Source organism: Streptomyces venezuelae (assembly GCF_008642295.1).
GTDB lineage: Bacteria > Actinomycetota > Actinomycetes > Streptomycetales > Streptomycetaceae > Streptomyces > Streptomyces venezuelae_C.
Genome location: NZ_CP029190.1, coordinates 2,108,689 through 2,130,786 on the forward strand (window position 1 = coordinate 2,108,689; position 22,098 = coordinate 2,130,786).

General features: G+C 73.2%; 19 protein-coding genes. 5 read left to right on the forward strand and 14 right to left on the reverse strand.

Annotated features, from left to right (window positions below; all coding sequences use genetic code 11):
* Positions 1-60: 60 nt before the first annotated feature.
* Positions 61-3,429, reverse strand: coding sequence for a trypsin-like peptidase domain-containing protein (locus DEJ50_RS09095; protein WP_150207062.1), 3,369 nt, complete (start codon positions 3,427-3,429; stop codon positions 61-63).
* A gap of 243 nt (positions 3,430-3,672) precedes the next feature.
* Between DEJ50_RS09095 and DEJ50_RS09100 the strand changes: the two genes are divergently transcribed.
* The gene (locus DEJ50_RS09100) at positions 3,673-4,203 is read left to right on the forward strand and encodes an SMI1/KNR4 family protein (protein ID WP_150207063.1); all 531 of its coding nucleotides are present in this window, start codon (positions 3,673-3,675) and stop codon (positions 4,201-4,203) included.
* Positions 4,204-4,266: 63 nt separating this feature from the next.
* Here DEJ50_RS09100 and truB read toward each other — a convergent pair whose 3' ends face one another.
* From truB to rimP, 7 genes are all read right to left on the reverse strand, one after another.
* The gene (gene truB / locus DEJ50_RS09105) at positions 4,267-5,175 is read right to left on the reverse strand and encodes a tRNA pseudouridine(55) synthase TruB (RefSeq protein WP_150207064.1); all 909 of its coding nucleotides are present in this window, start codon (positions 5,173-5,175) and stop codon (positions 4,267-4,269) included.
* Positions 5,172-5,612, reverse strand: coding sequence for a 30S ribosome-binding factor RbfA (rbfA, locus tag DEJ50_RS09110; RefSeq protein WP_150207065.1), 441 nt, complete (start codon positions 5,610-5,612; stop codon positions 5,172-5,174). The genes truB and rbfA overlap by 4 nt, the downstream gene beginning before the upstream one ends.
* A 27-nt stretch (positions 5,613-5,639) precedes the next feature.
* Complete coding sequence (locus DEJ50_RS09115) at positions 5,640-5,933, reverse strand: DUF503 domain-containing protein (RefSeq protein ID WP_150207066.1); 294 nt, start codon at positions 5,931-5,933, stop codon at positions 5,640-5,642.
* Between the two features lie 149 nt (positions 5,934-6,082).
* Positions 6,083-9,196 (reverse strand): translation initiation factor IF-2, encoded by a 3,114-nt coding sequence (infB, locus tag DEJ50_RS09120; protein WP_150207067.1) that lies wholly within the window; start codon positions 9,194-9,196, stop codon positions 6,083-6,085.
* A gap of 149 nt (positions 9,197-9,345) precedes the next feature.
* Complete coding sequence (locus tag DEJ50_RS09125) at positions 9,346-9,621, reverse strand: YlxR family protein (protein ID WP_150207068.1); 276 nt, start codon at positions 9,619-9,621, stop codon at positions 9,346-9,348.
* 134 nt (positions 9,622-9,755) lie between these two features.
* Positions 9,756-10,754, reverse strand: a complete 999-nt coding sequence (nusA, locus tag DEJ50_RS09130) for a transcription termination factor NusA (RefSeq protein WP_150207069.1) — start codon at positions 10,752-10,754, stop codon at positions 9,756-9,758.
* Positions 10,755-10,756: 2 nt separating this feature from the next.
* On the reverse strand, positions 10,757-11,278 hold the full coding sequence (rimP, locus tag DEJ50_RS09135; RefSeq protein ID WP_150207070.1) for a ribosome maturation factor RimP: 522 nt from the start codon (positions 11,276-11,278) through the stop codon (positions 10,757-10,759).
* A gap of 167 nt (positions 11,279-11,445) precedes the next feature.
* Between rimP and DEJ50_RS09140 the strand changes: the two genes are divergently transcribed.
* The 4 genes from DEJ50_RS09140 (at position 11,446) to DEJ50_RS09155 (ending at position 14,474) form a co-directional block, all read left to right on the forward strand.
* Positions 11,446-12,069 carry a hypothetical protein gene (locus tag DEJ50_RS09140; RefSeq protein ID WP_150207071.1) on the forward strand — a complete coding sequence of 208 codons (624 nt, stop codon included), beginning with the start codon at positions 11,446-11,448 and terminating at the stop codon, positions 12,067-12,069.
* Positions 12,066-12,581: a ferritin-like domain-containing protein gene (locus DEJ50_RS09145; protein ID WP_150207072.1), complete on the forward strand. Its 516-nt coding sequence runs from the start codon at positions 12,066-12,068 to the stop codon at positions 12,579-12,581. Before DEJ50_RS09140 ends, DEJ50_RS09145 begins: the two co-directional genes overlap by 4 nt.
* A 16-nt stretch (positions 12,582-12,597) precedes the next feature.
* The gene (locus DEJ50_RS09150; RefSeq protein WP_150207073.1) at positions 12,598-13,494 is read left to right on the forward strand and encodes an aminoglycoside phosphotransferase family protein; all 897 of its coding nucleotides are present in this window, start codon (positions 12,598-12,600) and stop codon (positions 13,492-13,494) included.
* 86 nt (positions 13,495-13,580) lie between these two features.
* Positions 13,581-14,474 carry a slipin family protein gene (locus DEJ50_RS09155; protein WP_150207074.1) on the forward strand — a complete coding sequence of 298 codons (894 nt, stop codon included), beginning with the start codon at positions 13,581-13,583 and terminating at the stop codon, positions 14,472-14,474.
* A gap of 221 nt (positions 14,475-14,695) precedes the next feature.
* On the opposite strand, the gene DEJ50_RS09160 is transcribed toward DEJ50_RS09155, so the two are convergent.
* The 6 genes from DEJ50_RS09160 to dxr all read right to left on the reverse strand — a co-directional run bounded on the left by DEJ50_RS09160 (position 14,696) and on the right by dxr (position 22,073).
* A complete protein-coding gene (locus DEJ50_RS09160) occupies positions 14,696-16,441 on the reverse strand; it encodes a proline--tRNA ligase (RefSeq protein ID WP_150207075.1) in 1,746 nt (581 codons plus the stop codon).
* Positions 16,442-16,450: 9 nt separating this feature from the next.
* Positions 16,451-16,999: a GNAT family N-acetyltransferase gene (locus DEJ50_RS09165; RefSeq protein ID WP_150207076.1), complete on the reverse strand. Its 549-nt coding sequence runs from the start codon at positions 16,997-16,999 to the stop codon at positions 16,451-16,453.
* A gap of 162 nt (positions 17,000-17,161) precedes the next feature.
* Positions 17,162-18,007, reverse strand: coding sequence for a GNAT family N-acetyltransferase (locus DEJ50_RS09170; protein WP_223837677.1), 846 nt, complete (start codon positions 18,005-18,007; stop codon positions 17,162-17,164).
* Between the two features lie 175 nt (positions 18,008-18,182).
* Complete coding sequence (ispG, locus tag DEJ50_RS09175; protein WP_150207077.1) at positions 18,183-19,340, reverse strand: flavodoxin-dependent (E)-4-hydroxy-3-methylbut-2-enyl-diphosphate synthase; 1,158 nt, start codon at positions 19,338-19,340, stop codon at positions 18,183-18,185.
* Between the two features lie 175 nt (positions 19,341-19,515).
* Positions 19,516-20,817 carry a M50 family metallopeptidase gene (locus DEJ50_RS09180; RefSeq protein WP_150207078.1) on the reverse strand — a complete coding sequence of 434 codons (1,302 nt, stop codon included), beginning with the start codon at positions 20,815-20,817 and terminating at the stop codon, positions 19,516-19,518.
* Complete coding sequence (dxr, locus tag DEJ50_RS09185; RefSeq protein WP_190344376.1) at positions 20,814-22,073, reverse strand: 1-deoxy-D-xylulose-5-phosphate reductoisomerase; 1,260 nt, start codon at positions 22,071-22,073, stop codon at positions 20,814-20,816. Before dxr ends, DEJ50_RS09180 begins: the two co-directional genes overlap by 4 nt.
* Positions 22,074-22,098 lie beyond the last annotated feature (25 nt).

The window sequence follows — 22,098 nt, forward strand, 5'->3', positions numbered from 1 at the left end:
CGCCGCTCGGGGCCCCGCATCGGCATCGGAGCCAGGGCGGGGGCCAGGGCGGGGGCCATGTCATCGCTGCCGGGGGATGGTGGTGGACCGACGGGTTCCGGCCAGGGTCTCGACCATTCGCCGCGCGCTCGGGCCGAGCAGCGCGGCGGCCTCCCGCGGCTCCTCGTGCAGCCAGTGCTCGATCAGCCGGCCGAAGGGCGGGTGCTCGCGGGCCAGCTCGACGGTCCGCCGCTCGAACACGGCCGCTCCCCCGGGCACCCCGAGCAGCCGCCGTCCGGTGCGCCGCACCAGCTCCCGGGTGCGCTGTTCCCCGCGGGCGACGGTGTCCCCGGCCACCGCGCCGAGCAGGGCGGACAGCACGGCGGGCTCGGACTCGGTTCCGGTGTCGAGGAGTGCGTCGAGCAGTTCGCCGCGCAGCGGGCGGGAGGCCTCGGCTCCGAAGGTGCCGAGCACGGCGGCGAGTGCGGCCCGGGCCGGCGGCGGCCCGTGGAGCAGCTCGGCGGCGAGCGGGCGCAGCAGGGGCCCGGCGGCCGGGCCGTGGTCGAGGCGCCGGTCGACGAAGGCGGCGGCGTGCGGGGCGTCCTGGGGGTGCCGGGCCAGGTGTTCCCGTACGAAGCGGGCGGCGCGGACGGCCGGGCCGGGGGCGGTCAGTGCGGCCAGGGCGCGGAGCACCTCGCCGTCGGCGCGGTCGCGGAGGGCGTCGAAGATCTCGCCGGTCCGGCCGGGCAGTGCCTCGGCGGCGGCGATCAGCGCGGAGGCGGGCACCTGCGGGCAGGCCAGGGCGGCCGGCAGGTACTCCTCACGGGCCTCCGGGTCCCGGAGCAGGATGCCGAGGGCGGCCCCGTGCAGGCTCTGGTCCCCGGGCCGGTCCAGCAGGGCGAGCGCGGCGTGCCGGAGCAGGGCCCGGCCCGGTGCGGTGCCGGTCAGGTGTGCGGCGGCGACCGGGCCGTACGCGGCGGCGGCGACCCGGCGTTCGGGCCGCTCGTCCCGGGCCCAGCGGTCCACGGCCCGGCAGAGCGCCGGGGGTTCCTCTTCGGCGAGGACGGTCAGCAGTTCGTCGGCACGTGGGTGCGCGGCGCCGACCAGTGCCTCGACGAGGTCGTCGGGGGCCAGCCGGCGGTGGGTGTGGAGCAGGGCCTGGGTGGCGGTGGCCACGGTGGCGCCGGGCCGGCCGTGCAGCCGGCGCTCGTCGCGGAACCAGTCGCAGAGCAGCGGGACGACCCGCTGCGGATCGTGCCGGAGGCGGCGGGCGACGGCGTCGAGGCAGCGGTGGTCGGCGGGCAGCATCCGGCGGAGCAGCTCCAGCCGGTCGGGTTCGGGCAGCCGGAGCCGGTTCCAGAACCAGCCGCCGAACTCGGCGGTGCCGCCGCGGGCGGCGGCGAGGGCGTCGAGCACCGGGCGGAAGGGCTGCGCGTCGGGCGAGCGCAGCAGTGCCTCGCGCAGCAGGCGGGCGGCCCACCAGGCGCGGTCGTCGGGTGCTTCGGCGGGCGGCCGGTCCAGGGCGGCCACCAGGGTGCCGAGGCAGCGGGTCAGGGCGGGCGGGGGCAGCAGGAGCAGGGCTTCCAGGACCGGGCCGATCCGGTGCCGGGGTACGGGCGGACCGGCCGCCGGGGCGGTGCGGTGGACCAAGGTGTCGAGGGCGGTGGGGACGTCCAGGTGGGCGGCCTGAAGCCAGTCGGCGAACTCCTCGTGGGCAAACCGGTAGCCGGCTCCGGCCGGGACCAGCAGGCCTTCGGTGAGCACGGCGGGGGCCCAGCCGGTGCGCCAGGGGAACAGCTCCTCGAAGGAGGCCCGGTCCAGCTCGCCCTGGCCGGGGCCGAGGCAGCGCCGTGCGGCCTCGTGGACCCGGCCGGCCACGCGCGCGGCGAGCCGCCGTACGCCGGGCCCGTGCACCTCGGGTCCGTCCGCGCCGCCGGCGGCGATGCGGACCGCCGTGCGCAGGCACATCAGGTCGAGGTGGGCGTCGAAGACCTCGTTGCGGCCGGGGCGGCCGTCGGTGACCTCGGCGGCGCGGATGCCGGCGAGCAGACTCAGGGTCAGCGGGTGCCGGCCGTCGGGTTCGCGCACTCCGTCGGCGGGGATGCCGTAGCGGGCCCGGGCCTCCTCGGCCTCGGCCGGGGTGAACTCGCCGAGCCGGTAGGCCGCGGGGAGGCGCGGAGCCGGGCGGCCGGGGACGTACAGCGCGCCGTCCGGGTAGAACTCCCCGGCCCGCTCCCAGTACTCGGGGCGGCCCGCGACGACCATCCGGACGGCGTTCTCGCGCAGCCAGCGGGCGGTGCCGGCGGTCCACTCGGCCAGTCGCTGCGCGAGCCGGACGGGCATCTCCTCGGGCGCGTCGAGCAGCACGAGCAGCGGTCTCCCGGCCCCGGCCGCCAGCCCGGCGACCTCCTCGGGCCCGGCGGCGACCGGGTCCGGGTCGGGGCGCGGGGTCGCGGCCGGGACCGGTGCCGGAGCCGGGGCCGGGATCGGAGCCGGGGCCGCGGCAGCGGTGATGCGGGTGGCGGCGGTCAGGGCGCGGGTGAGGGCGTCCGCGAGGGAGGTGTCGGTGGCCGCGAGGTCGGCGCCGCGGAGCCAGATCGTGGGCGACGGGAGCGGGCCGAGGGCGCGGCGGGCGGCGAGGGCGGCGAGTTCGGTGGTGCGGCCGGTGCCGGGGTCGCCGATCAGGGCGAGCACGAGTGCGGGGCTCTCGGTGAACGCGGCCAGCACCTCGGCCGCCTCCCGGCGCTCGACCGCCCCGGCCGCCTCCGCGAGGGCGGTGCCCAGGGTGGTGCCGGTCAGCTGGAGGGCTCCCGCCAGGTTCAGGTCCGCGCCGTAGCCCGGCACGGTCGCCGCGTTCCGGGCCAGCAGGGCGGCGAGCGGGCCGCCCGGGTCGGCCGCGGCTGCCGCGCGCAAGGGCACTGCAAACCCTCCGGAGCGGTGCTCCGTGTGCAGAGCGGTGCCCAGGACGGCGAGCACCGCGCCGGTGGCCGCGTCCAGCACCGGCCCCCCGCAGGTCTCCCCGCCCAGTCGCAGGGCGTCCATCCCGTCCGTCCCGATGGCCAGCTCCAGCGCACCGCCGATCCGGTGCGAGCGGTCGGTCGCCGTATAGGTCACCTCCGCCTCGCCCAGCACCCTGGCCTGCCGCCAGCCCCGCGCGCTGAGCCGTACGTACGCCCCGGCCGGCACCCGCTCCACCGCCGCCACCGGCAGCGGGCGCACCCCGAGCCCCTCCGTCCGGACCAGCGCCAGCCCCGCCGAGGCCAGCAGTGTCACCGCCGCCGCGTCGGCCGGGCAGCTGCGCTCCCCCGCGCCGTGCAGCACCACCGGGCCCAGGCCGGCCACCGCCTCATGGCTGGTGATCACCGTCCCCCGGTCGTCGGCCACGAAGCCGCTGCCCCGCGGACGCCCGGCGAAATCGCAGATCCTGACGAGCTCCCCCGTGACCTCCATGACACGACCGTAGGTCGACGAAGATCAGCCGGAAAAGCAGGTGAGCGGAACGCGCCCCCTTAGGCTCCCTCCATTCACTCCGAGCGCCTGCTCGGACGGGTGAATAACAGGGTCCGGATGGATAGAGACCTACCCGAGGGGGGTCGTGGAGCGGTGAGCAGCAGTCCGACGGCGTCGGGCCCGATGCGCTCACCGCTCCACGTCAACACAGGCACTGTCAGTGCCACCGCCTAGCCTGCACTCATGATCGAGACGACCGGCGAGGACCGCCGCTTCCCACCCGCCCTGGCCGAGGTGGCCACCGTGGAGTTCGTGTACGGGGACAGCGCCGAGGTTGAGGGCGAGGGCGTGGACTTCATGCCGTACGCCGAGTTCGAACCCGCCGAGGAGACCACGCAGTGGGTGCGTGCGTGGACCGCGAACCACGAGCTGGACGGCGGCGCCGGCCAGGACGGCTCCGGCGGGCTCGCCGCCCTGTGGATGGCCCGGCCGGGCCGGCCGCTCGCCGAGCAGCCGGTGGTGTTCATGGGGTCGGAGGGCGAGTCGGGCCTGGTGGCCGCGAACCTGTCCGACCTGCTGTGGGTGCTGGCCGATGGCTTCGGGCCGCGGGAGGCGGCCCTCCATCCGGACCGCGAGCCGCTTCCCGATCCGGTCCTCGCCGAGATCGCCGCCCGGCATGCGGTCACTCCGCGCCGGGCCGCGCGGGAGATCGTGCTGACGGCGCGCGCCGAGTTCCCCTCCTTCGAGGAGGACCTCGACGAGCTCTGCCGCTGAAGCGCGGCTGCGGCCGGCCCGGTAGTGCCGGGCCGGCCGCAGCAGCAGAAGAAGGGCTCGGAGCTAGACGAAGACCGCCAGGGACTTCGACTTGCCGCCCTTGGGCTCCACCAGGCCCAGCAGCCGGCCTTCGGGGCCGAACACGGCGACCGGCTTCCCCGCCTCGTACTCGTCCGGCATCTCCAGCCGCACCCCGTTGCCCAGCAGCGAGGCACGGCGCGCGTCCAGGTCCCAGCGGGGGAACGCGGCGGCTGCCGCCTCGGCGATCGGCATCACCGTCAGCTCTTCCTGGAGCTGGTCCAGGGTGCGGGCCCGGTCGAGCTTGTACGGGCCCACCCGGGTGCGCCGCAGCGCGGTCAGGTGGCCGCCGACGCCCAGGTCGGCGCCGAGGTCGCGGGCCAGCGCCCGGATGTAGGTACCGCTGGAGCAGACCACCGAGACGACCAGGTCGATCACCGGGGTGCCGTCCTCGGCGGTCGCCTCGCGCATGTCGTACACCTGGAAGGACGAGATGGTGACCGGGCGGGCCGGGATCTCGAACTCCTCGCCCTCGCGGGCGCGCTTGTAGGACCGGACACCGTTGATCTTGATGGCGCTGACCTTGGACGGGACCTGCATGATCTCGCCGGTCAGCTTGCGGATGCCCGCGTCCACCGCGTCACGGGTGACCCCGGAGGCGTCCGTGGCGGAGCTGATCTCGCCCTCGGCGTCGTCGGTCAGCGTGTTCTGGCCGAGCCGGATCGTGCCGAGGTACTCCTTCTCGGTCAGCGCGAGGTGGCCGAGCAGCTTGGTCGCCTTCTCGACGCCGAGAACGAGTACGCCCGTGGCCATCGGGTCGAGGGTGCCGGCGTGGCCGACCCGGCGGGTCTTGGCGATCCCGCGCATCTTGGCGACCACGTCGTGCGAAGTGAAGCCGGACGGCTTGTCGACGATGACAAGGCCGTCCGGCGTCGGGGTTGCGTGCTTGCTCATTCGGCTGCGTCGTCCTCGCCGGGCTTCTTGTACGGGTCGGCTTCGCCGGCGTACGCGGCACCCGAGGAGGCCTGCCGCACCTGGGCGTCGGAGGCGCGCGCCTGGTCGAGGAGGTCCTCGATGGTCTTCGCGGTCTCCGGCAGGGCGTCCGCCACGAAGGTGAGGGTGGGCGTGAACTTGATGCCCGCGGCCTGGCCCACCGCCGAGCGCAGAATGCCCTTGGCGCTTTCCAGGCCCTTGGCCGCGGCCTCCCGCTCCTCGTCGTCGCCGTACACCGTGTAGAAGACCGTGGCCTCCCGCAGGTCACCGGTGACCCGGGTGTCGGTGATCGTCACGTGCGTTCCGAGGCGCGGGTCCTTGATACCGCGCTGCAGCTTCTGGGCGACCACCTCCCGGATGAGGTCCGCCAGCTTCTTCGCCCGCGCGTTGTCGGCCACTGGTCCGTCTCCTTCTTCGTCTTGCAATCAGTCTTCATCACCGTGGAGCCGCCGTCGCACCGACAGCAGTTCCACCTCCGGACGTGCCGCGACCAGCCGCTCACAGCGGTCGAGTACGTCCGATACGAACCCCGGGTCCCCGGACACCAGCGCGACCCCCAGACGGGCCCTGCGGTGGAGGTCCTGGTCGCCCACCTCGGCCGCGCTCACAGAGAACTTGCGCTGGAGCTCGGCGACGATGGGCCGGACGACGGAGCGTTTCTCCTTCAGCGAATGAACGTCGCCGAGGAGCAGGTCGAAGGACAGAGTCCCCACGTACATGCAGTTCCGGATGTCCCGCCGGTTCGGGTTCGGTGACCTGCCAGCCAGTCGGGTGGCAGGGACACCAGAACCGTACACGCAACGGCCGGGGCCGATCGACGGAAATTTCTCCGCCGACCGGCCCCGGTCGCCAGGTGCACGGGCAACCGCTAGGCGCGCGGCTTCTCGCGCATCTCGTAGGTCGCGATGACGTCGTCGATCTTGATGTCGTTGAAGTTTCCGAGGTTGATACCGCCCTCGAAGCCTTCGCGGATCTCGGTGACGTCGTCCTTGAAGCGGCGCAGACCGGAGATGGTGAGGTTCTCTGCGACGACCTTGCCGTCGCGGAGCAGGCGCGCCTTGGTGTTGCGCTTGACCTCGCCCGACCGGACCAGGACACCGGCGATGTTGCCCAGCTTGGACGAGCGGAAGACCTCGCGGATCTCCGCCGTGCCGAGCTCGACCTCTTCGTACTCCGGCTTGAGGAGGCCCTTCAGAGCCGCCTCGATCTCCTCGATGGCCTGGTAGATCACCGAGTAGTACCGGACGTCGACGCCCTCGCGCTCCGCCATCTGCGCGGCACGGCCGGCCGCACGGACGTTGTAGCCGATGACGATGGCGTCGGAGCCCATCGCCAGGTCGATGTCGGACTCGGTGACCGCACCCACACCGCGGTGCAGGACCCGGATGTCGACCTCTTCACCGACGTCGAGCTGGAGCAGCGAGGACTCGAGAGCCTCGACCGCACCGGACGCGTCGCCCTTGATGATGAGGTTGAGTTCCTGGATCTGACCGGCCTTGAGCACCTTGTCGAGGTCCTCGAGGGACACCCGGCGGACGCGCTTGGCGAAGTTGGCGTTGCGCTCGCGCGCCGCCCGCTTCTCGGCGATCTGGCGGGCCGTCCGGTCCTCGTCGACGACCAGGAAGTTGTCGCCGGCGCCGGGGACGTTGGTGAGACCCAGGACCAGGACGGGGGTCGACGGACCCGCTTCCTCGACGTTGTTGCCCTTGTCGTCGAGCATCGCGCGGACTCGGCCGTACGCGTCGCCGACCACCATCGTGTCACCGATGCGGAGGGTACCGCGCTGGACCAGGACGGTGGAGACGGCACCGCGACCGCGGTCGAGGTGCGACTCGATGGCGATACCCTGCGCGTCCTGCTCCGGGTTGGCCCGCAGGTCGAGCGAGGCGTCGGCGGTGAGAACCACGGCCTCCAGCAGGGAGTCGATGTGCAGACCCTGCTTGGCGGAGATGTCGACGAACATGGTGTCGCCGCCGTACTCCTCGGCCACCAGGCCGTACTCGGTCAGCTGACCGCGCACCTTGACCGGGTCCGCGCCCTCGACGTCGATCTTGTTGACCGCGACGACGATCGGGACATCCGCAGCCTTGGCGTGGTTGAGCGCCTCGATCGTCTGCGGCATGACGCCGTCGTTGGCCGCGACCACCAGGATCGCGATGTCGGTGGACTTGGCACCACGGGCACGCATGGCGGTGAACGCCTCGTGACCCGGGGTGTCGATGAAGGTGATCTTGCGGTCTTCGTCGTTGACCTGGGTGGAGACCTGGTAGGCACCGATGTGCTGGGTGATGCCGCCGGCCTCGCCCGCGACCACATTGGTCTTGCGGATCGCGTCGAGGAGTCGGGTCTTTCCGTGGTCGACGTGACCCATGACGGTCACGACCGGCGGACGCGCCACGAGGAACTCCTCGCCGCCCTCGTCCTCGCCGAACTCGATGTCGAAGGACTCGAGCAGCTCACGGTCCTCCTCCTCGGGGCTGACGATCTGAACCTGGTAGTTCATCTCGTCGCCGAGGAGCTGCAGCGTCTCGTCGGAGACGGACTGCGTGGCCGTGACCATCTCGCCGAGGTTCATCATGACCGCGACGAGCGACGCCGGGTTGGCGTTGATCTTCTCCGCGAAGTCGGTGAGGGACGCACCGCGCGACAGGCGAATGGCTTCGCCGTTGCCGCGAGGCAGCATCACGCCGCCCACGGACGGGGCCTGCATGGCCTCGTACTCCTGGCGCCGCTGCCGCTTCGACTTGCGGCCACGACGGGCCGGACCGCCGGGGCGGCCGAAGGCACCCTGCGTGCCACCACGGCCACCGGGGCCGCCGGGACGACCGCCGAAGCCGGGACGACCGCCGCCGCCACCGCCGCCGGGGCCGCCGCCGAAGCCGCCGCCACCACCGGGACGCGGGCCGCCGAAGCCGCCGCCACCGGCCGGACGCGAGCCCGGACCGGCCGGACGGCCGGCGAAGCCGCCGCCGCCGGGACGACCGGCACCGCCGCCGCCACCGGGACGACCGCCGGGGCCGCCGGGACCGCGACCGCCGCCGCCGCCGGGGCCCGGACGCGGGCCGGCAGCGGGACGCTGCGGCATCATGCCCGGGTTCGGACGGTTACCACCGGGAGCACCGCCCGGACGCGGGGCGCCGCCCTGCGGACGGGGCATACCGGCCGGCGAAGGCCGGGGGCCGCCCTGGCCGGGACCCTGCGGACGGGGACCACCCTGGCCGGCGCCCTGCGGACGCGGGCCACCCTGGCCGGCGCCGGGGGCACCGGGACGCGGGGCACCCTGCGGCCGGGGGGCCTGCGGGCGCGCCATGCCGGTGGAGCCACCGGAGGTGAAGGGGTTGTTGCCGGGACGCGGGCCGGCCGGACGGGCACCGCCCGGACGCGGAGCCTGGGCGCCACCCTGACGGGGAGCCTGGCCACCGGGGGTCGCACCCGCGGGACGGGCGCCGCCGGGACGGGCACCGGGCTGGCCGGGGGCCGCCGGACGCTGCGCCGCCGGGCGCGGGCCCGGGGTCGCGGCGGGACGGGCCGCCGGGGCGGCCGGAGCCGACGGCGGGGCCTGGAACTCGGCCGCGACCGGGGCCGGAGCCGCCGGAGCGGGCTTCGGGGCCGGAGCCTTGGGACCGGGACGCGGGCCGGGAGCGGCCGGGGTCACCGGGGCGCTGACAGCCGGAGCCTCTGCGGCGGCCGGCTTGGGGGCCGGGGCGCCGGGCTTCGGGGCAGCAGGACGTGCCGCGGCAGCCGGGGACGGCGCAGCGGGCTTGGCGGGCGCAGCCTTGCGGGGCGCGCCGGGCTTTGCAGCGGTCTTGCCGGCGCCTCCGCCGGGTCCCTGCAATGCGTCGGTCAGCTTGCGTACAACGGGCGCCTCGATCGTCGAGGACGCCGAACGGACGAATTCACCGAGTTCTTGGAGCTTGGCCATGACGACCTTGCTCTCCACCCCGAACTCCTTGGCGAGTTCGTATACCCGGACCTTAGCCACTTCGCTCCTTTTAGGTCCGGGTTACGCCGGACCGTCGCTACTTCATGGGCGTACTCATCGCGTACTCATCGAGTGCTCATCGCAATCTCGACCTACTTCCAACTCGCGAGGTACCTGACCGCACGGGGTTCCGTGCCGTACTTCTTTTCTTACGGTGTCGCCTCGATGACCGTCCGCAGAGCGGCGGTTTCGAGTGCCCCCTGGACCCTGAGGGCCCGGGGGAACGCCCGGCGGCGCACCGCCTGGTCGAGGCAGACCACGGCAGGGTGCAGGTACGCACCCCGGCCGGGCAGCGTACCGCGGTGGTCGGGGACGCATTCGTCTCCGACCGCCACGATCCGCAGCAGATCGCTCTTGGCCGCTCGCTCCCGGCACCCCACGCAGGTGCGCTCAGGGCATGCGCGGGCATGCGTCCGGCCAGACACGCTCAGTCTACCTCCCCGTACCGACCTCACCCCTTCAGGCGAAAAATCGAACGGACGTTGTCTCCATCGTGGCCGTTCCCGCATACGGGACGGCTCACCCTGTCTACCGGCCCGGAACCCGGACCGGTACCGGATTATTCCGCCGGGCCGCCGGCCGCGGGCTCGGTGTCGGGGCGGATGTCGATGCGCCAGCCGGTGAGCCGGGCGGCGAGCCGGGCGTTCTGGCCCTCCTTGCCGATGGCCAGCGACAGCTGGTAGTCGGGCACGGTCACCCGGGCGGACCGCGCGGCCATGTCGACGATCTCCACCTTGCTCACCCGGGCGGGCGACAGGGCGTTCGCCACCATCTCCGCCGGGTCGTCCGACCAGTCGACGATGTCGATCTTCTCGCCGTGCAGTTCGGCCATGACGTTGCGCACCCGGCCGCCCATCGGGCCGATGCAGGCGCCCTTCGGGTTCAGGCCGGAGCGGGTGGACCGCACGGCGATCTTGGTGCGGTGGCCGGCCTCGCGGGCGATCGCGGCGATCTCGACGCTGCCGTCGGCGATCTCCGGGACCTCCAGCGCGAAGAGCTTCTTCACCAGGTTCGGGTGGGTGCGCGACAGGGTCACGGACGGACCGCGGACGCCTTTCGCCACCCGGACGACGTACGTGCGCAGCCGCAGGCCGTGGGTGTACTCCTCGCCGGGGACCTGTTCCTGCACGGGCAGGATGGCCTCCAGCTTGCCGATGTCGACCAGGACGTTCTTGGGGTCCTTGCCCTGCTGGACGACGCCGGTGATGACATCGCCCTCACGGCCGGCGAACTCGCCGAAGGTCAGGTCGTCCTCCGCGTCGCGCAGACGCTGCAGGATCACCTGCTTGGCGGTCGTCGCCGCGATCCGGCCGAAGTCCGACGGGGTGTCGTCGAACTCCTTGGGCTCCTGGCCCTCCTCGAGATCCCTCGGGTCTTCCGTCGCCCACACGACCACGTGACCGTTGGTGCGGTCCAGCACCACGCGGGCCCGCCGGTAGCTGCCCTCGGTGCGGTGGTACGCAATGAGGAGGGCCGACTCGATCGCCTCGACGAGCAGGTCGAAGGAGATCTCCTTCTCCCGGACCAGACCCCGCAGGGCACTCATGTCGATGTCCACGGCTACGCCTCCTCTTCTTCCTGAATGTTCTTGTCTTTGCGGTTGAACTCGATTTCGACCCGCGCCTTGGCGATGTCGGTGAAAGCGATGCGGCGGGCGGTCGCCTTGCGGCCCTTCACGCCCGGGACCTCCAGGTCCAGCCCGTCCTCGTCGACGCCGAGGATCCGGGCGACGAGCTCGCCGGCACCCTGCTCGGCTTCGGGGGACAGCTGGAACTTCACGAGGCGGCCGGTGGCCCGGACGTAGTGCCGGTGCTCGGTGAGCGGGCGGTCGGCGCCGGGGGAGCTGACTTCGAGGACGTACTCGTCCTCGCCCATCGCGTCGTTCTCGTCCAGGGCGTCGGAGATCTCACGGCTCAGCTCGGCACAGGTGTCCAGCTCCACGCCCGAATCGGAATCCACGATGATCCGGAGCATCCGCCGCTTGCCCGCCCGGGACACCTCGATGTCTTCCAGGTCCAGGTCCTTCGCGGCGACCAGCGGCTCCAGCAGTCCGCGCAGCCTGTCGCTCTGGGGGGTGCTCATCCGGGTGACTCCTCGGCCGCGTGTGCTGTTGTGGTTTCCGTCGCGTGGATCGCGTGTCAGGTCAAAGGGTATCCGGTCGCAGGGGGTGTTGCCGTCCGCCCCTTGGGCGGTGCCCCGGGTACCGTGATCACAGCCTGTTCCTGCCGCCCTGCTCCCGAGGATCCGCCGTGCCCTGGACCCTGCCCTCGCGAAGAAGCCTGCTCACCGGCACTGCCGGGGCGGTGGGCGTTGCACTGCTCTCCGGGTGTTCGGAGCCGGAACCGGAGGCGCGAACCGGCCCGAGCGCCGAAGCTTCGCTCGAACGGCGGATCCGCGAAGCGGCCGTCCGGGACAGCCGGGCCCTGCTGGAACGTTACGACGCCACGCTCGCGGCCCATCCCTCGCTGGGCGGACGGCTGGCGCCGCTCCGTGCGGCCGTCGCCGCGCACGCGGCGGCGCTGGCGCCGGAGGCCGCCGGGGCACCCGGGGCGGCAGGCGCCTCCGAGGCGTCCGGGGCCGGGGCTCCCAAAGCCGGGGCGCCCGAGGCCGGGGAGTCCTCCGGCGGGCCGGCGGGCTCGGCCCGCCCCGCGCCCTCCGGTGCCCCCGGTGCCGCCGGTGCCCCCCGGGCGGTGGTCCCCCCGAAGCCCGCCGACGCCGTCTCCGCCCTGGCCGATGCGGAGCGGAGCCTCGCCGAGAACCGCACCGTCGCCCTGGCCGAGGCCCCCGGCGAGCTGGCCCGGCTGCTCGCCTCGGTGGCGGCCTGCGGAGCCGTCCACCACCACCTGCTGACCACCCCCGGAGCCACCGCATGACGCCCGCGCGCACCCCCAGCCCCTCCCCGAGTGCCCCGAGCGCCGGCACCGGCCACGGACCCGGCGCCGAGGGGGTGCTGGCCGCCACCCAGGCCGCCCTCGCCGCCGAGCATGCCGCCGCGTACGGGTACGGGGTGATCGGCGCCCGGGTGGCCGCCGCCCGCGGCGCCGAGGCCAAGGAGGCGTACGGCAGGCACCTCGCCCGGCGCGATGCGCTCACCCGGACGGTCCGCACGCTGGGCGGTGCCCCGCAGCCTGCCGAGGCCGCGTACCGGCTGCCCTTTGCCGTGCGCACCCCCGCCGATGCCGTGCGGCTGGCCGCCGAGATCGAGGACCGGGTGGCGGGCGCGTACTCCGATCTGGTGCGTGCGGCGCAGGGCCCGCTGCGCCGGGAGGCGGCCGACGCCCTGACCGCGGCGGCGGTCCGCGCAGCGCGCTGGCGCGGCGGCGGCGTAGCCTTCCCTGGGCTGACGGAACGAGCGGGACAGGCGCTACCGGCCCAGCACAGCTGAAAGGGACCACGCACGCATGGTTTTTGAACCGCCGGAGCGGCTTGTACGGGCGCTCGGCGAGCAGCCGGACACAGCACAGCACGAGGACTGGCTGGCCCGGCTCCCCGGCCTCGCCGAGGAGGCACTGGCCCGGCGCGGGGTACAGGCCCAGCGGGTGCAGGCCCCGGGCGGGCGCAGCAGCCTGGTGATCCTGGTCCGGTTCCCCGACGGCACCCCGGCCGCACTGAAGCTGGCCCCGCCCGGCGCCCGCCCCGACCGGGAGCTGGCCGCGCTGGCGCACTGGGGCGGCTTCGGTGCCGTACGCCTGCTCGACACCCGCCACGAGGACGGGGCCCTGCTGCTGGAGCGCCTCCAGCCGGAGGTGTCGCTGCGCTCCCTGCCGGAGGCGAAGGCGCTGCTGGAGGCATCCGGCACGATCCGGCGGCTGTGGGTGGCCCCGCCGGCCGGACACGGGTTCGAGTCGGTGGCGGAGCGTACGGAACGCCAGTCCGCGGGGCTGAAGGCCGCGCCGGCGGAGCTGCTGGCGCTGGCCGGCACGGCGCTGGAGCTGCGGGACGAGCTGGCGGCGGCGGCCCCGGAGGAACTGCTGCTGCACGGGAACTTCCGGCAGGGCAAGGTGCTGGCGGGCGAGCGGGCGCCGTGGCTGACGGTCGGCCCGGAGCCGCTGGTGGGCGAGCGCGCCTATGACCTGGCGCGGCTGGTCCGGGACCGGCTGGAGGACCAGGTCGCCTCCTCGGCGGGCCCGGCGGGCGCCCGGCGCCGGGTGAACCGGCTGGCGGACTCCCTGGACGTGGACCGGGACCGGCTGCGCGGCTGGACGCTGTTCCGCGCGGTGGAGTCCGGGCTCCGGGCACTGGCGGCGGGGCGCCGCCGGGACTCGGAGCTGCTGCTGGAGTTCGCGGCCTGGCTGTAGGGCATACCTTGGGTACGAGGTTCCGTACGAGGTTCTATACGGGCGTGTGCGGAACGTGTGCCCGGCAGGGTGTGCAGGGGGCCGTCATGGTCGAAGAACTGCTGGCGGCGGGAGTCGCCGCCGCTACCGGTGCCGTGGTCTACTTCGCCGCGGCGGCCCGGGTGGTGAAGCAGTACGAGCGAGGCGTGGTGTTCCGCTTCGGCCGGCTGCGGCAGGGTGTCCGCGGGCCGGGGTTCACGACGGTGGTGCCGGTGGTGGACCGGCTGCACAAGGTGAACATGCAGATCGTGACCCTGCCGGTGCCGGCTCAGGAGGGCATCACCCGGGACAACGTCACGGTGCGGGTGGACGCGGTGGTGTACTTCAAGGTGGTCGACGCGGCCAGCGCGCTCATCGAGGTGGAGGACTACCGCTTCGCGGTCTCCCAGATGGCGCAGACCTCACTGCGGTCGATCATCGGCAAGTCGGACCTGGACGATCTGCTGTCCAACCGGGAGAAGCTCAACCAGGGGCTGGAGCTGATGATCGACAGCCCGGCGATCGGGTGGGGCGTGCAGATCGACCGGGTGGAGATCAAGGACGTGTCCCTGCCGGAGACGATGAAGCGGTCGATGGCACGGCAGGCGGAGGCGGACCGGGAGCGGCGGGCGCGGGTGATCAACGCGGATGCGGAGCTCCAGGCTTCGAAGAAGCTGGCCGAGGCGGCCGGGGTGATGGCGGAGCAGCCGGCGGCCCTGCAGCTGAGGCTGTTGCAGACGGTGGTGGCGGTGGCCGCGGAGAAGAACTCGACGCTGGTCCTGCCGTTCCCGGTGGAGCTGCTGAGGTTCCTGGAGCGGGCGGCACAGCAGCCGGCGGCGGCGGAGGCGGGGCGGGGTGGCGCCGCCACGACCGCGGAGGCCGACGCCGGCGACTCGCGGGAGGAACTCCCGCCGCCCGCGGTCCCGGCGAAGCCGGAAGACCCGGCGAGCCCGGCCGTGTAGCTGGGCGGGGCGGGGCTGCCGCTGCGCGGGGCCTCCCCCACCCCACCCCTTCCCGGAACCGGGGCTCCGCCCCGGACCCCGGTGCCGGGCGCGCCTGCGCCCGGACCCGCTCAGGGGCTCCGCCCCGAGCCCGCGTAGGGCTCCGCCCGGCACAACCGTGCCGGGCCCGTTTGGGCCCGGGGCCCGCTCAGGGGCTCCGCCCCGAGCCCGCGTGGAGGCGGCTACGCCGTCAAGCGGGACAGGGCGGCCGGCCAGGGGTGGTCTTCGCGGGTGGAGGTCGGGCGGTGCTGGAGTTCCACGATGCCGTCCGGTGCCTTGCGGCCGGCCACCACGATCCACGGGACGCCGATCAGCTCCGCGTCGGTGAGCTTCACCCCCGGCGACAGCCCCGGCCGGTCGTCCAGCAGGACCCGCAGGCCGGCCGCGGCGAGTTCCTCCGCCGCCCGCTCGGCCAGCTCCAGCTGGACCGCCTTGCCCGCCGCCACCACGTGCACGTCCGCCGGCGCGACCGCGGCCGGCCAGCACAAGCCCTTCGCGTCGGCCGTCTGTTCGGCGAGCGCCGCGACCACCCGGGAGACCCCGATGCCGTACGAGCCCATGGTGACCCGGACCGGCTTGCCCTCCCGGCCCAGTACGTCCAGGCCGAACGCGTCGGCGTACTTCCGGCCCAGCCGGAAGATGTGCCCGACCTCGATCGCCCGGTCCAGGCGCAGCCCCGCCCCGCAGGACGGACAGGGGTCGCCGTCCCGGACCACGACCACGTCGAGGTACTCGTCCACCTCGAAGTCCCGGCCGCAGACCACATGGCGCGCATGCGTGTCGGCCCGGTTGGCCCCGGTCACCCAGGCGGTGCCCGGCGCCACCCGCGGGTCGGCCAGATAGCGGACCTTGCCCAGGCCCTGCGGGCCGACGTAGCCGCGTACCAGGTCGGGCCGGCCGGTGAAGTCCTCCGCGGTGACCAGTTCGACCACGGCCGGCGCGAGATGCTCGGCGAGCTTGCCCAGGTCCACCTCGCGGTCCCCCGGCACCCCGACGGCGACGATCTCGCCGTCGACCTTGACCAGCAGGTTCTTCAGCGTCGCCGAGGCCGGTACGCCGAGCAGCCCGGCCAGGGTCTCGATGGTCGGCGTGTCCGGGGTGTCGAGCTCCTCCAGGGCCGGATGTCCGGCACCGGCACCGGTATCCGCGCCGGCCTGGGCGAGCGGGAAGGTGACCGCCTCCGTGTTCGCCGCGTACCCGCAGGCCGGGCACTGCGCGAAGGTGTCCTCGCCGGCCTCCGCCGGAGCCAGGAACTCCTCCGAGGCCGATCCGCCCATCGCGCCGGAGACCGCCGAGACGATCCGGTGGTCCAGTCCGAGCCGGGTGAAGATCCGTACGTAGGCCTCGCGGTGGAGCCGGTACGACTCGGCCAGCCCCTCGTCGGAGACGTCGAAGGAGTACGAGTCCTTCATCTGGAACTCGCGTCCGCGCAGCACTCCGGAGCGCGGCCGGGCCTCGTCGCGGTACTTGGTCTGGATCTGGTAGAGCATCACCGGCAGGTCCTTGTAGGACGTGCACTGGTCCTTCACCAGCTGGGTGAAGATCTCCTCGTGGGTGGGGCCGAGCAGATGGTCGGCGCCCTTGCGGTCCCGGAGGCGGAAGAGCAGGTCGCCGTACTCCGACCAGCGTCCGGACACCTCGTAGGGCTCGCGCGGCAGCAGGGCGGGCAGCAGCACCTCCTGCGCTCCGATGGCGTCCATCTCCTCCCGGACGATGCGGGAGACGTTGTCGAGGACCTTCTTGCCGAGCGGCAGCCAGCTCCAGACCCCGGCGGAGGCCCGCCGTACGTATCCCGCGCGGACCAGGAGCCGGTGGCTGAGGGTCTCGGCATCGGCCGGGTCCTCGCGCAGCGTCCTGGCCATCAGCCGGGACATCCGCAGGAGGTGGGGAGGGGCCGGGGTGTGCTGGGTGCGCTGGGTCGTCGCCATGGGGGGAGGCTAGCCCCGGCGCAGCGGGAGTGTCGCACCCATTACCGCGTAGGGGCGGCCGGCGCTGGGGAAATGGACCTGGCGGGCGAGGTCGGTGTAACCCAGGGAGCGGTAGAGGGCGCGGGCCGGGGTCTCGGTGTCGATGGCCGAGAGGATGGACCGGGGTTCGGCGGCGGAGTCGGTGAGCCGGGTGATCAGCTCGCGGCCGACCCCGTGGCCCTGGAACCCGGGGTGGACGTGGAGTTCGGTGATGGCGAAGGACTCGTCGAGCCAGTGCTCGTGGCCGCCGGCCCGCAGATAGGGCTCGACGACGGTGGACCACCAGTGGGTGCGGTCGTTGGGCATCCCGTAGACGAATCCGGCGATCGCGCCGTCCTCGGTGAACGCGCCGAGCGCACGGGCGCCCCGGCAGGTCATGTGGCGCTGCACGATGTAGCGCCGGATGCCGATCTCCTCCTCGCTGAGGCCGAAGGCCACGGCCTGGACCCGCAGCGCCTCGTCGACGCGGGCCGCGAGGTCCAGGGGGCCGATCTCGAGACCGGCGGGGGAAGGCACCATGCGGTGACCTTACTTCGCGGTACCGGATAGGCACAGCAGCACCGGGAGTCCACCGGATCCGGTTCCTGACTCCCGCGGGCCGACGCCTTGCCGGTGCCGGCCGGGGCTCGGAGCGGTGCCCCGCCACGAGGGCCGCGCACCCCCGCCGGGTACCGCCCCGGGTCAGAACAGGACGCTCATGAAGGCGCCGACTTCCCGGAAGCCCACCCGGCGGTATGCGGCCCTCGCGGCGGTGTTGAAGTCGTTGACGTAGAGGCTGACCACGGGGGCGACGTCGCGCAGTGCGTAGTCGACCACCGCGGCCATGCCCGTCTCGGAGTGGCCGCGGCCCCGGTACTCGGGGGCCACCCACACGCCCTGGATCTGGCACGCCCGGGCGGTGGCCGCGCCGATCTCGGCCTTGAAGACCACCTGGCCGTTCTCGATCCGGGCGAAGGACCGGCCGGTGGTGACCAGTTCGGCGACCCGTGCCTGGTAGAGCAGTCCGCCGTCCCCGGCGAGCGGGGAAACCCCGACCTCCTCGGTGAACATGGCCACGCAGGCGGGCATGATCAGGTCCATCTCGTCCTTGCGGATCCGGCGGACCAGCGGGTCCGGAGCGATCTCCGGCGAGGGGCCTTCGGTGACCATCAGCGGCTGGTGGGCGCGGACGTCGCGGGCGGGGCCCCAGTGCGGCTCCAGCAGCCCCCACAGCTGCCCGGTGGGCTCGGCGGGGCCGACGATGGAGGAGCAGCGGCGGCCGGTACGGCGGGCCCGGTCGGCGAAGGCGCGGACGGCTTCCGGGGTGGCGCAGACGGGCACCAGGTTGGCGCCGGCGTAGCAGAGGGAGCGGAGCTCGCCGTCGGTGTAGAAGCCCCACATCTCGCCGCCCAGGCGCCAGGGGTCGAGTCCGGCGACCTGGACCCGGGAGGTGACGAAGGCGTTCGCGACCGGATCGCGGTCGAGTACCTCGAGCGCGAGCGCGAGATCGCTGGGCTCGAGGACCCGGGTGGTGGTCTGCGTCAACACGTGGGGGGCCTCACCATGCAAGTCTGCTGATCTCCGCACTGTACCCGGCGGAGCCTGCCGATGCCCTGTCCCCGCGGTCACGAAAAGGCCCCGGCCCCGCCCGCGAGCTGCGGTAACGGGGCCGGGGAGGGACCGATCCAGGGGGCGGCCGGTGAGGTGGGACCGGCCGGGGGTGTCAGACGCCGATGGCGACGGTGGGCTCGCCCGAGGCGATGCCGTCCTTCTCCATCTGCTCGGCGATCTTCATCGCCTCTTCGATCAGGGTCTCGACGATCTTCGACTCGGGGACGGTCTTGATGACCTCGCCCTTGACGAAGATCTGGCCCTTGCCGTTGCCGGAGGCCACGCCCAGGTCGGCCTCGCGGGCCTCGCCGGGGCCGTTGACGACGCAGCCCATGACCGCGACGCGCAGCGGGACCTCCATGCCCTCCAGGCCGGCGGTGACCTCTTCGGCGAGCTTGTAGACGTCCACCTGGGCGCGTCCGCAGGACGGGCAGGAGACGATCTCCAGGCGGCGCTGGCGCAGGTTCAGCGATTCCAGGATCTGGATGCCGACCTTGATCTCCTCGGCCGGCGGGGCGGAGAGCGAGACCCGGATGGTGTCGCCGATGCCCTGGGAGAGCAGGGCGCCGAAGGCCACGGCGGACTTGATGGTGCCCTGGAAGGCCGGGCCGGCCTCGGTGACGCCGAGGTGCAGCGGGTAGTCGCACTGGGCGGCGAGCTGGCGGTAGGCCTCGACCATCACGACCGGGTCGTTGTGCTTGACCGAGATCTTGATGTCGCGGAAGTCGTGCTCCTCGAAGAGGGAGGCTTCCCAGAGCGCGGACTCGACCAGCGCCTCGGGGGTGGCCTTGCCGTACTTCTTCAGCAGCCGGGCGTCGAGGGAGCCCGCGTTGACGCCGATCCGGATCGGGGTGCCCGCGTCCTTGGCGGCCCGCGCGATCTCCTTGACCTTGTCGTCGAACTGCTTGATGTTGCCGGGGTTGACCCGGACGGCGGCGCAGCCCGCGTCGATGGCGGCGAACACGTACTTGGGCTGGAAGTGGATGTCGGCGATCACCGGGATCTGCGACTTCTTGGCGATGACCGAGAGCGCGTCGGCGTCGTCCTGGGTCGGGCAGGCCACCCGGACGATCTGGCAGCCGGAGGCGGTCAGCTCGGCGATCTGCTGCAGCGTGGCGCCGATGTCGGAGGTGCGGGTCGTGGTCATCGACTGCACCGAGACGGGTGCGTCGCCGCCGACGGCCACGGAACCGACCTGGATCTTGCGGCTGACCCGTCGGTCGGCGAGCTTCGTCGGCACGGACGGCATTCCGAGAGAGATGGCAGTCATCTGCTGTGCAACCCCAAGGTGTGGATCAAGGTCCCGAGATCGGCGGGCTCCAGCCTTCGAGATTACGCCAAGCAGCGGGCCGGTCGTGCATCCGAGGGGGGTCCGCCACCCGAACGCGGGGAGCCGGGCACGTAAACGTACCCGACTCCCCGACGACTCCCCGGCTGCTCCCGGATCAGGTGATCTTGATCGGGTTCACCACGTCCGCGATCATCACCAGCACGGTGAAGCAGACGAACACCCCGGCCACCACATAGGCGACGGGCATCAGCTTGGCCACGTCGAACGGGCCCGGGTCGGGCCGCCGGAACAGCCGGGCGACGTTCCGCCGGACCGACTCCCACAGGGCGCCCGCGATGTGCCCGCCGTCCAGCGGCAGCAGCGGCAGCATGTTGAACAGGAACAGCGACAGGTTGAAACCGGCCAGCAGATTGAGGAAGAACACCAGCCGGTGCTGGGCCGGCACGTCCAGGCTGACGATCTCACCGCTGACCCGGGCCGCGCCGACGATGCCCATCGGGCCGTCCTGTTCGCGCTCGGCGCCGTTGAAGGCCGCGTCCCACAGGGCCGGGATGCGCGACGGCAGGTCGATCAGCGACTGCACGCCGGCCTCCATCATGTCGCCCATCCGGGCGACGGACTGGCCGAAGGACTGCTCGACGTAGCCGTTGGCCGGGGCGAAGCCGAGGAAACCGGCGGTGACGTACTGGCCCTCCACGTAGCGGCCGTCGCCGTCGGTCTTGGCGACCTTGTTCTCGATCAGATTCGCCTTCAGCTCCACCAGCTTGCCGGCCCGCTCCACCGTGAGGGTGGCGGGGCCGACGGTGGCCCTGATGTTCTTCTGGAGGGTGCCCCAGTCCTCGGTCTTCTTGCCGTTGAAGGCGACGATCTTGTCGCCCTGCGCCAGGCCGGCCGCCTTGGCGGGGGCCGCCGGGTCGCCCGCGGCGCACTTGTCCCGCTTCTCGCTCTGCTGGATGACGCAGTCGGAGACGGAGCCCACCACGGTGGTCTGGGTGTTCACGCCGAAGGCCATCAGCGTGGTGAGGAAGATCGCCACGGCCAGGACCAGGTTCATGAACGGACCGGCGAACATCACGATCACGCGCTTCCACGGCCTGCGCGTGTAGAAGAGCCGGCTCTCGTCCCCGGGCTGCAGCTCCTCGTACGCCGCCGAGCGCGCGTCCTCGATCATCGACCGGAAGGGGGAGGTGGACCGGGCGGTGACCTTGCCGTCCTCGCCGGGCGGGAACATCCCGATCATGCGGATGTAGCCGCCCATCGGGATGGCCTTGATCCCGTATTCGGTCTCGCCCTTCCGCCGCGACCAGAGGGTCGGCCCGAAGCCGACCATGTACTGCGGCACCCGGATGCCGAACAGCTTGGCCGTGGAGAGGTGCCCCAACTCGTGCCAGGCGATCGAGACGAGCAGGCCGACGACGAAGACGACTATGCCGACCACCGTCATGAAAGCTGTCATGCGCGCGCCTCCACGGCGGCCTTCGCCGCCATCTCCCGTGCCCGGGCCCTGGCCCAGGTCTCCGCTTCGAGGACGTCCGCGACCCGCAGGGAAGTTCCCTGGGCCGGCGTCCCGTGCTCATCGACCACGGCTGCGACCGTATCCGTGATTGCCGTGAACGGCAGCCGGCCGGACAGGAATGCCTCGACGCACTCCTCGTTGGCCGCATTGAACACGGCGGGGGCGGTACCGCCCAGGGTGCCGACGTGCCGGGCCAGTCCCACGGCCGGGAAGGCTTCGGTGTCCAGCGGGAAGAACTCCCAGGTGGAAGCCTTGGTCCAGTCGAAAGCGGGGGCCGCGTCCGGGACCCGGTGGGGCCAGCCGAGGCCGATCGCGATGGGTCCCCGCATGTCCGGCGGGGTGGCCTGGGCGAGGGTGGAGCCGTCGCTGAATTCCACCATCGAGTGGACGTACGACTGGGGGTGGACGACGACCTCGATGCGGTCGAAGGGGATGTCGTAGAGCAGGTGCGCCTCGATGACCTCCAGCCCCTTGTTGACCAGGGTGGCGCTGTTCACCGTGATCACCGGGCCCATGGCCCAGGTCGGGTGGGCCAGCGCGTCCTCGACCGTGACCCGGGCCAGCTCCTCGCGGGTCCGGCCGCGGAAGGGCCCGCCGGAGGCGGTGACCACGAGCTTGCGCACATCGGCCCGGGTACCGGCGGCCAGGGCCTGGAACAGGGCCGCGTGCTCGGAGTCCACCGGGATGATCTGGCCGGGCTTCGCGAGGCCCTTCACCAGCGGGCCGCCGACGATCAGCGACTCCTTGTTGGCGAGGGCCAGCGTGCGGCCGGCCTCCAGGGCCGCCAGCGTGGGCGCCAGGCCGATGGAGCCGGTGATGCCGTTGAGCACGGTGTGGCACGGGGAGGCGGCGAGCTCGGTGGCCGCGTCGGGCCCGGCGAGGATCTCCGGCTGCGGCTCGGTTCCGTACTCGGCGCTCAGCGCCTCTCTCAGGGCCGGTACGGCGTCCTCGCGGGCCACCGCGACCTTCTCGACCCGCAGTTGCCGGGCCTGCTCGGCCAGGAGCCCGACCCGGCCGCCGGCGGCGGACAGCGCGGTCACCCGGAAGAGACCGGGGTTGCGCAGGACGAGGTCGATGGCCTGGGTTCCGATGGACCCGGTGGACCCGAGGATGACGATGTCCCGGCGGCCGGCCGCGGCGTCGAAGAGGAGGTGCGGATCGGCAAGGGGGGCTGGGCTGTCGCTCATGCCCCCCATTGTTGCCGGAACCCGGCCGCGCTCC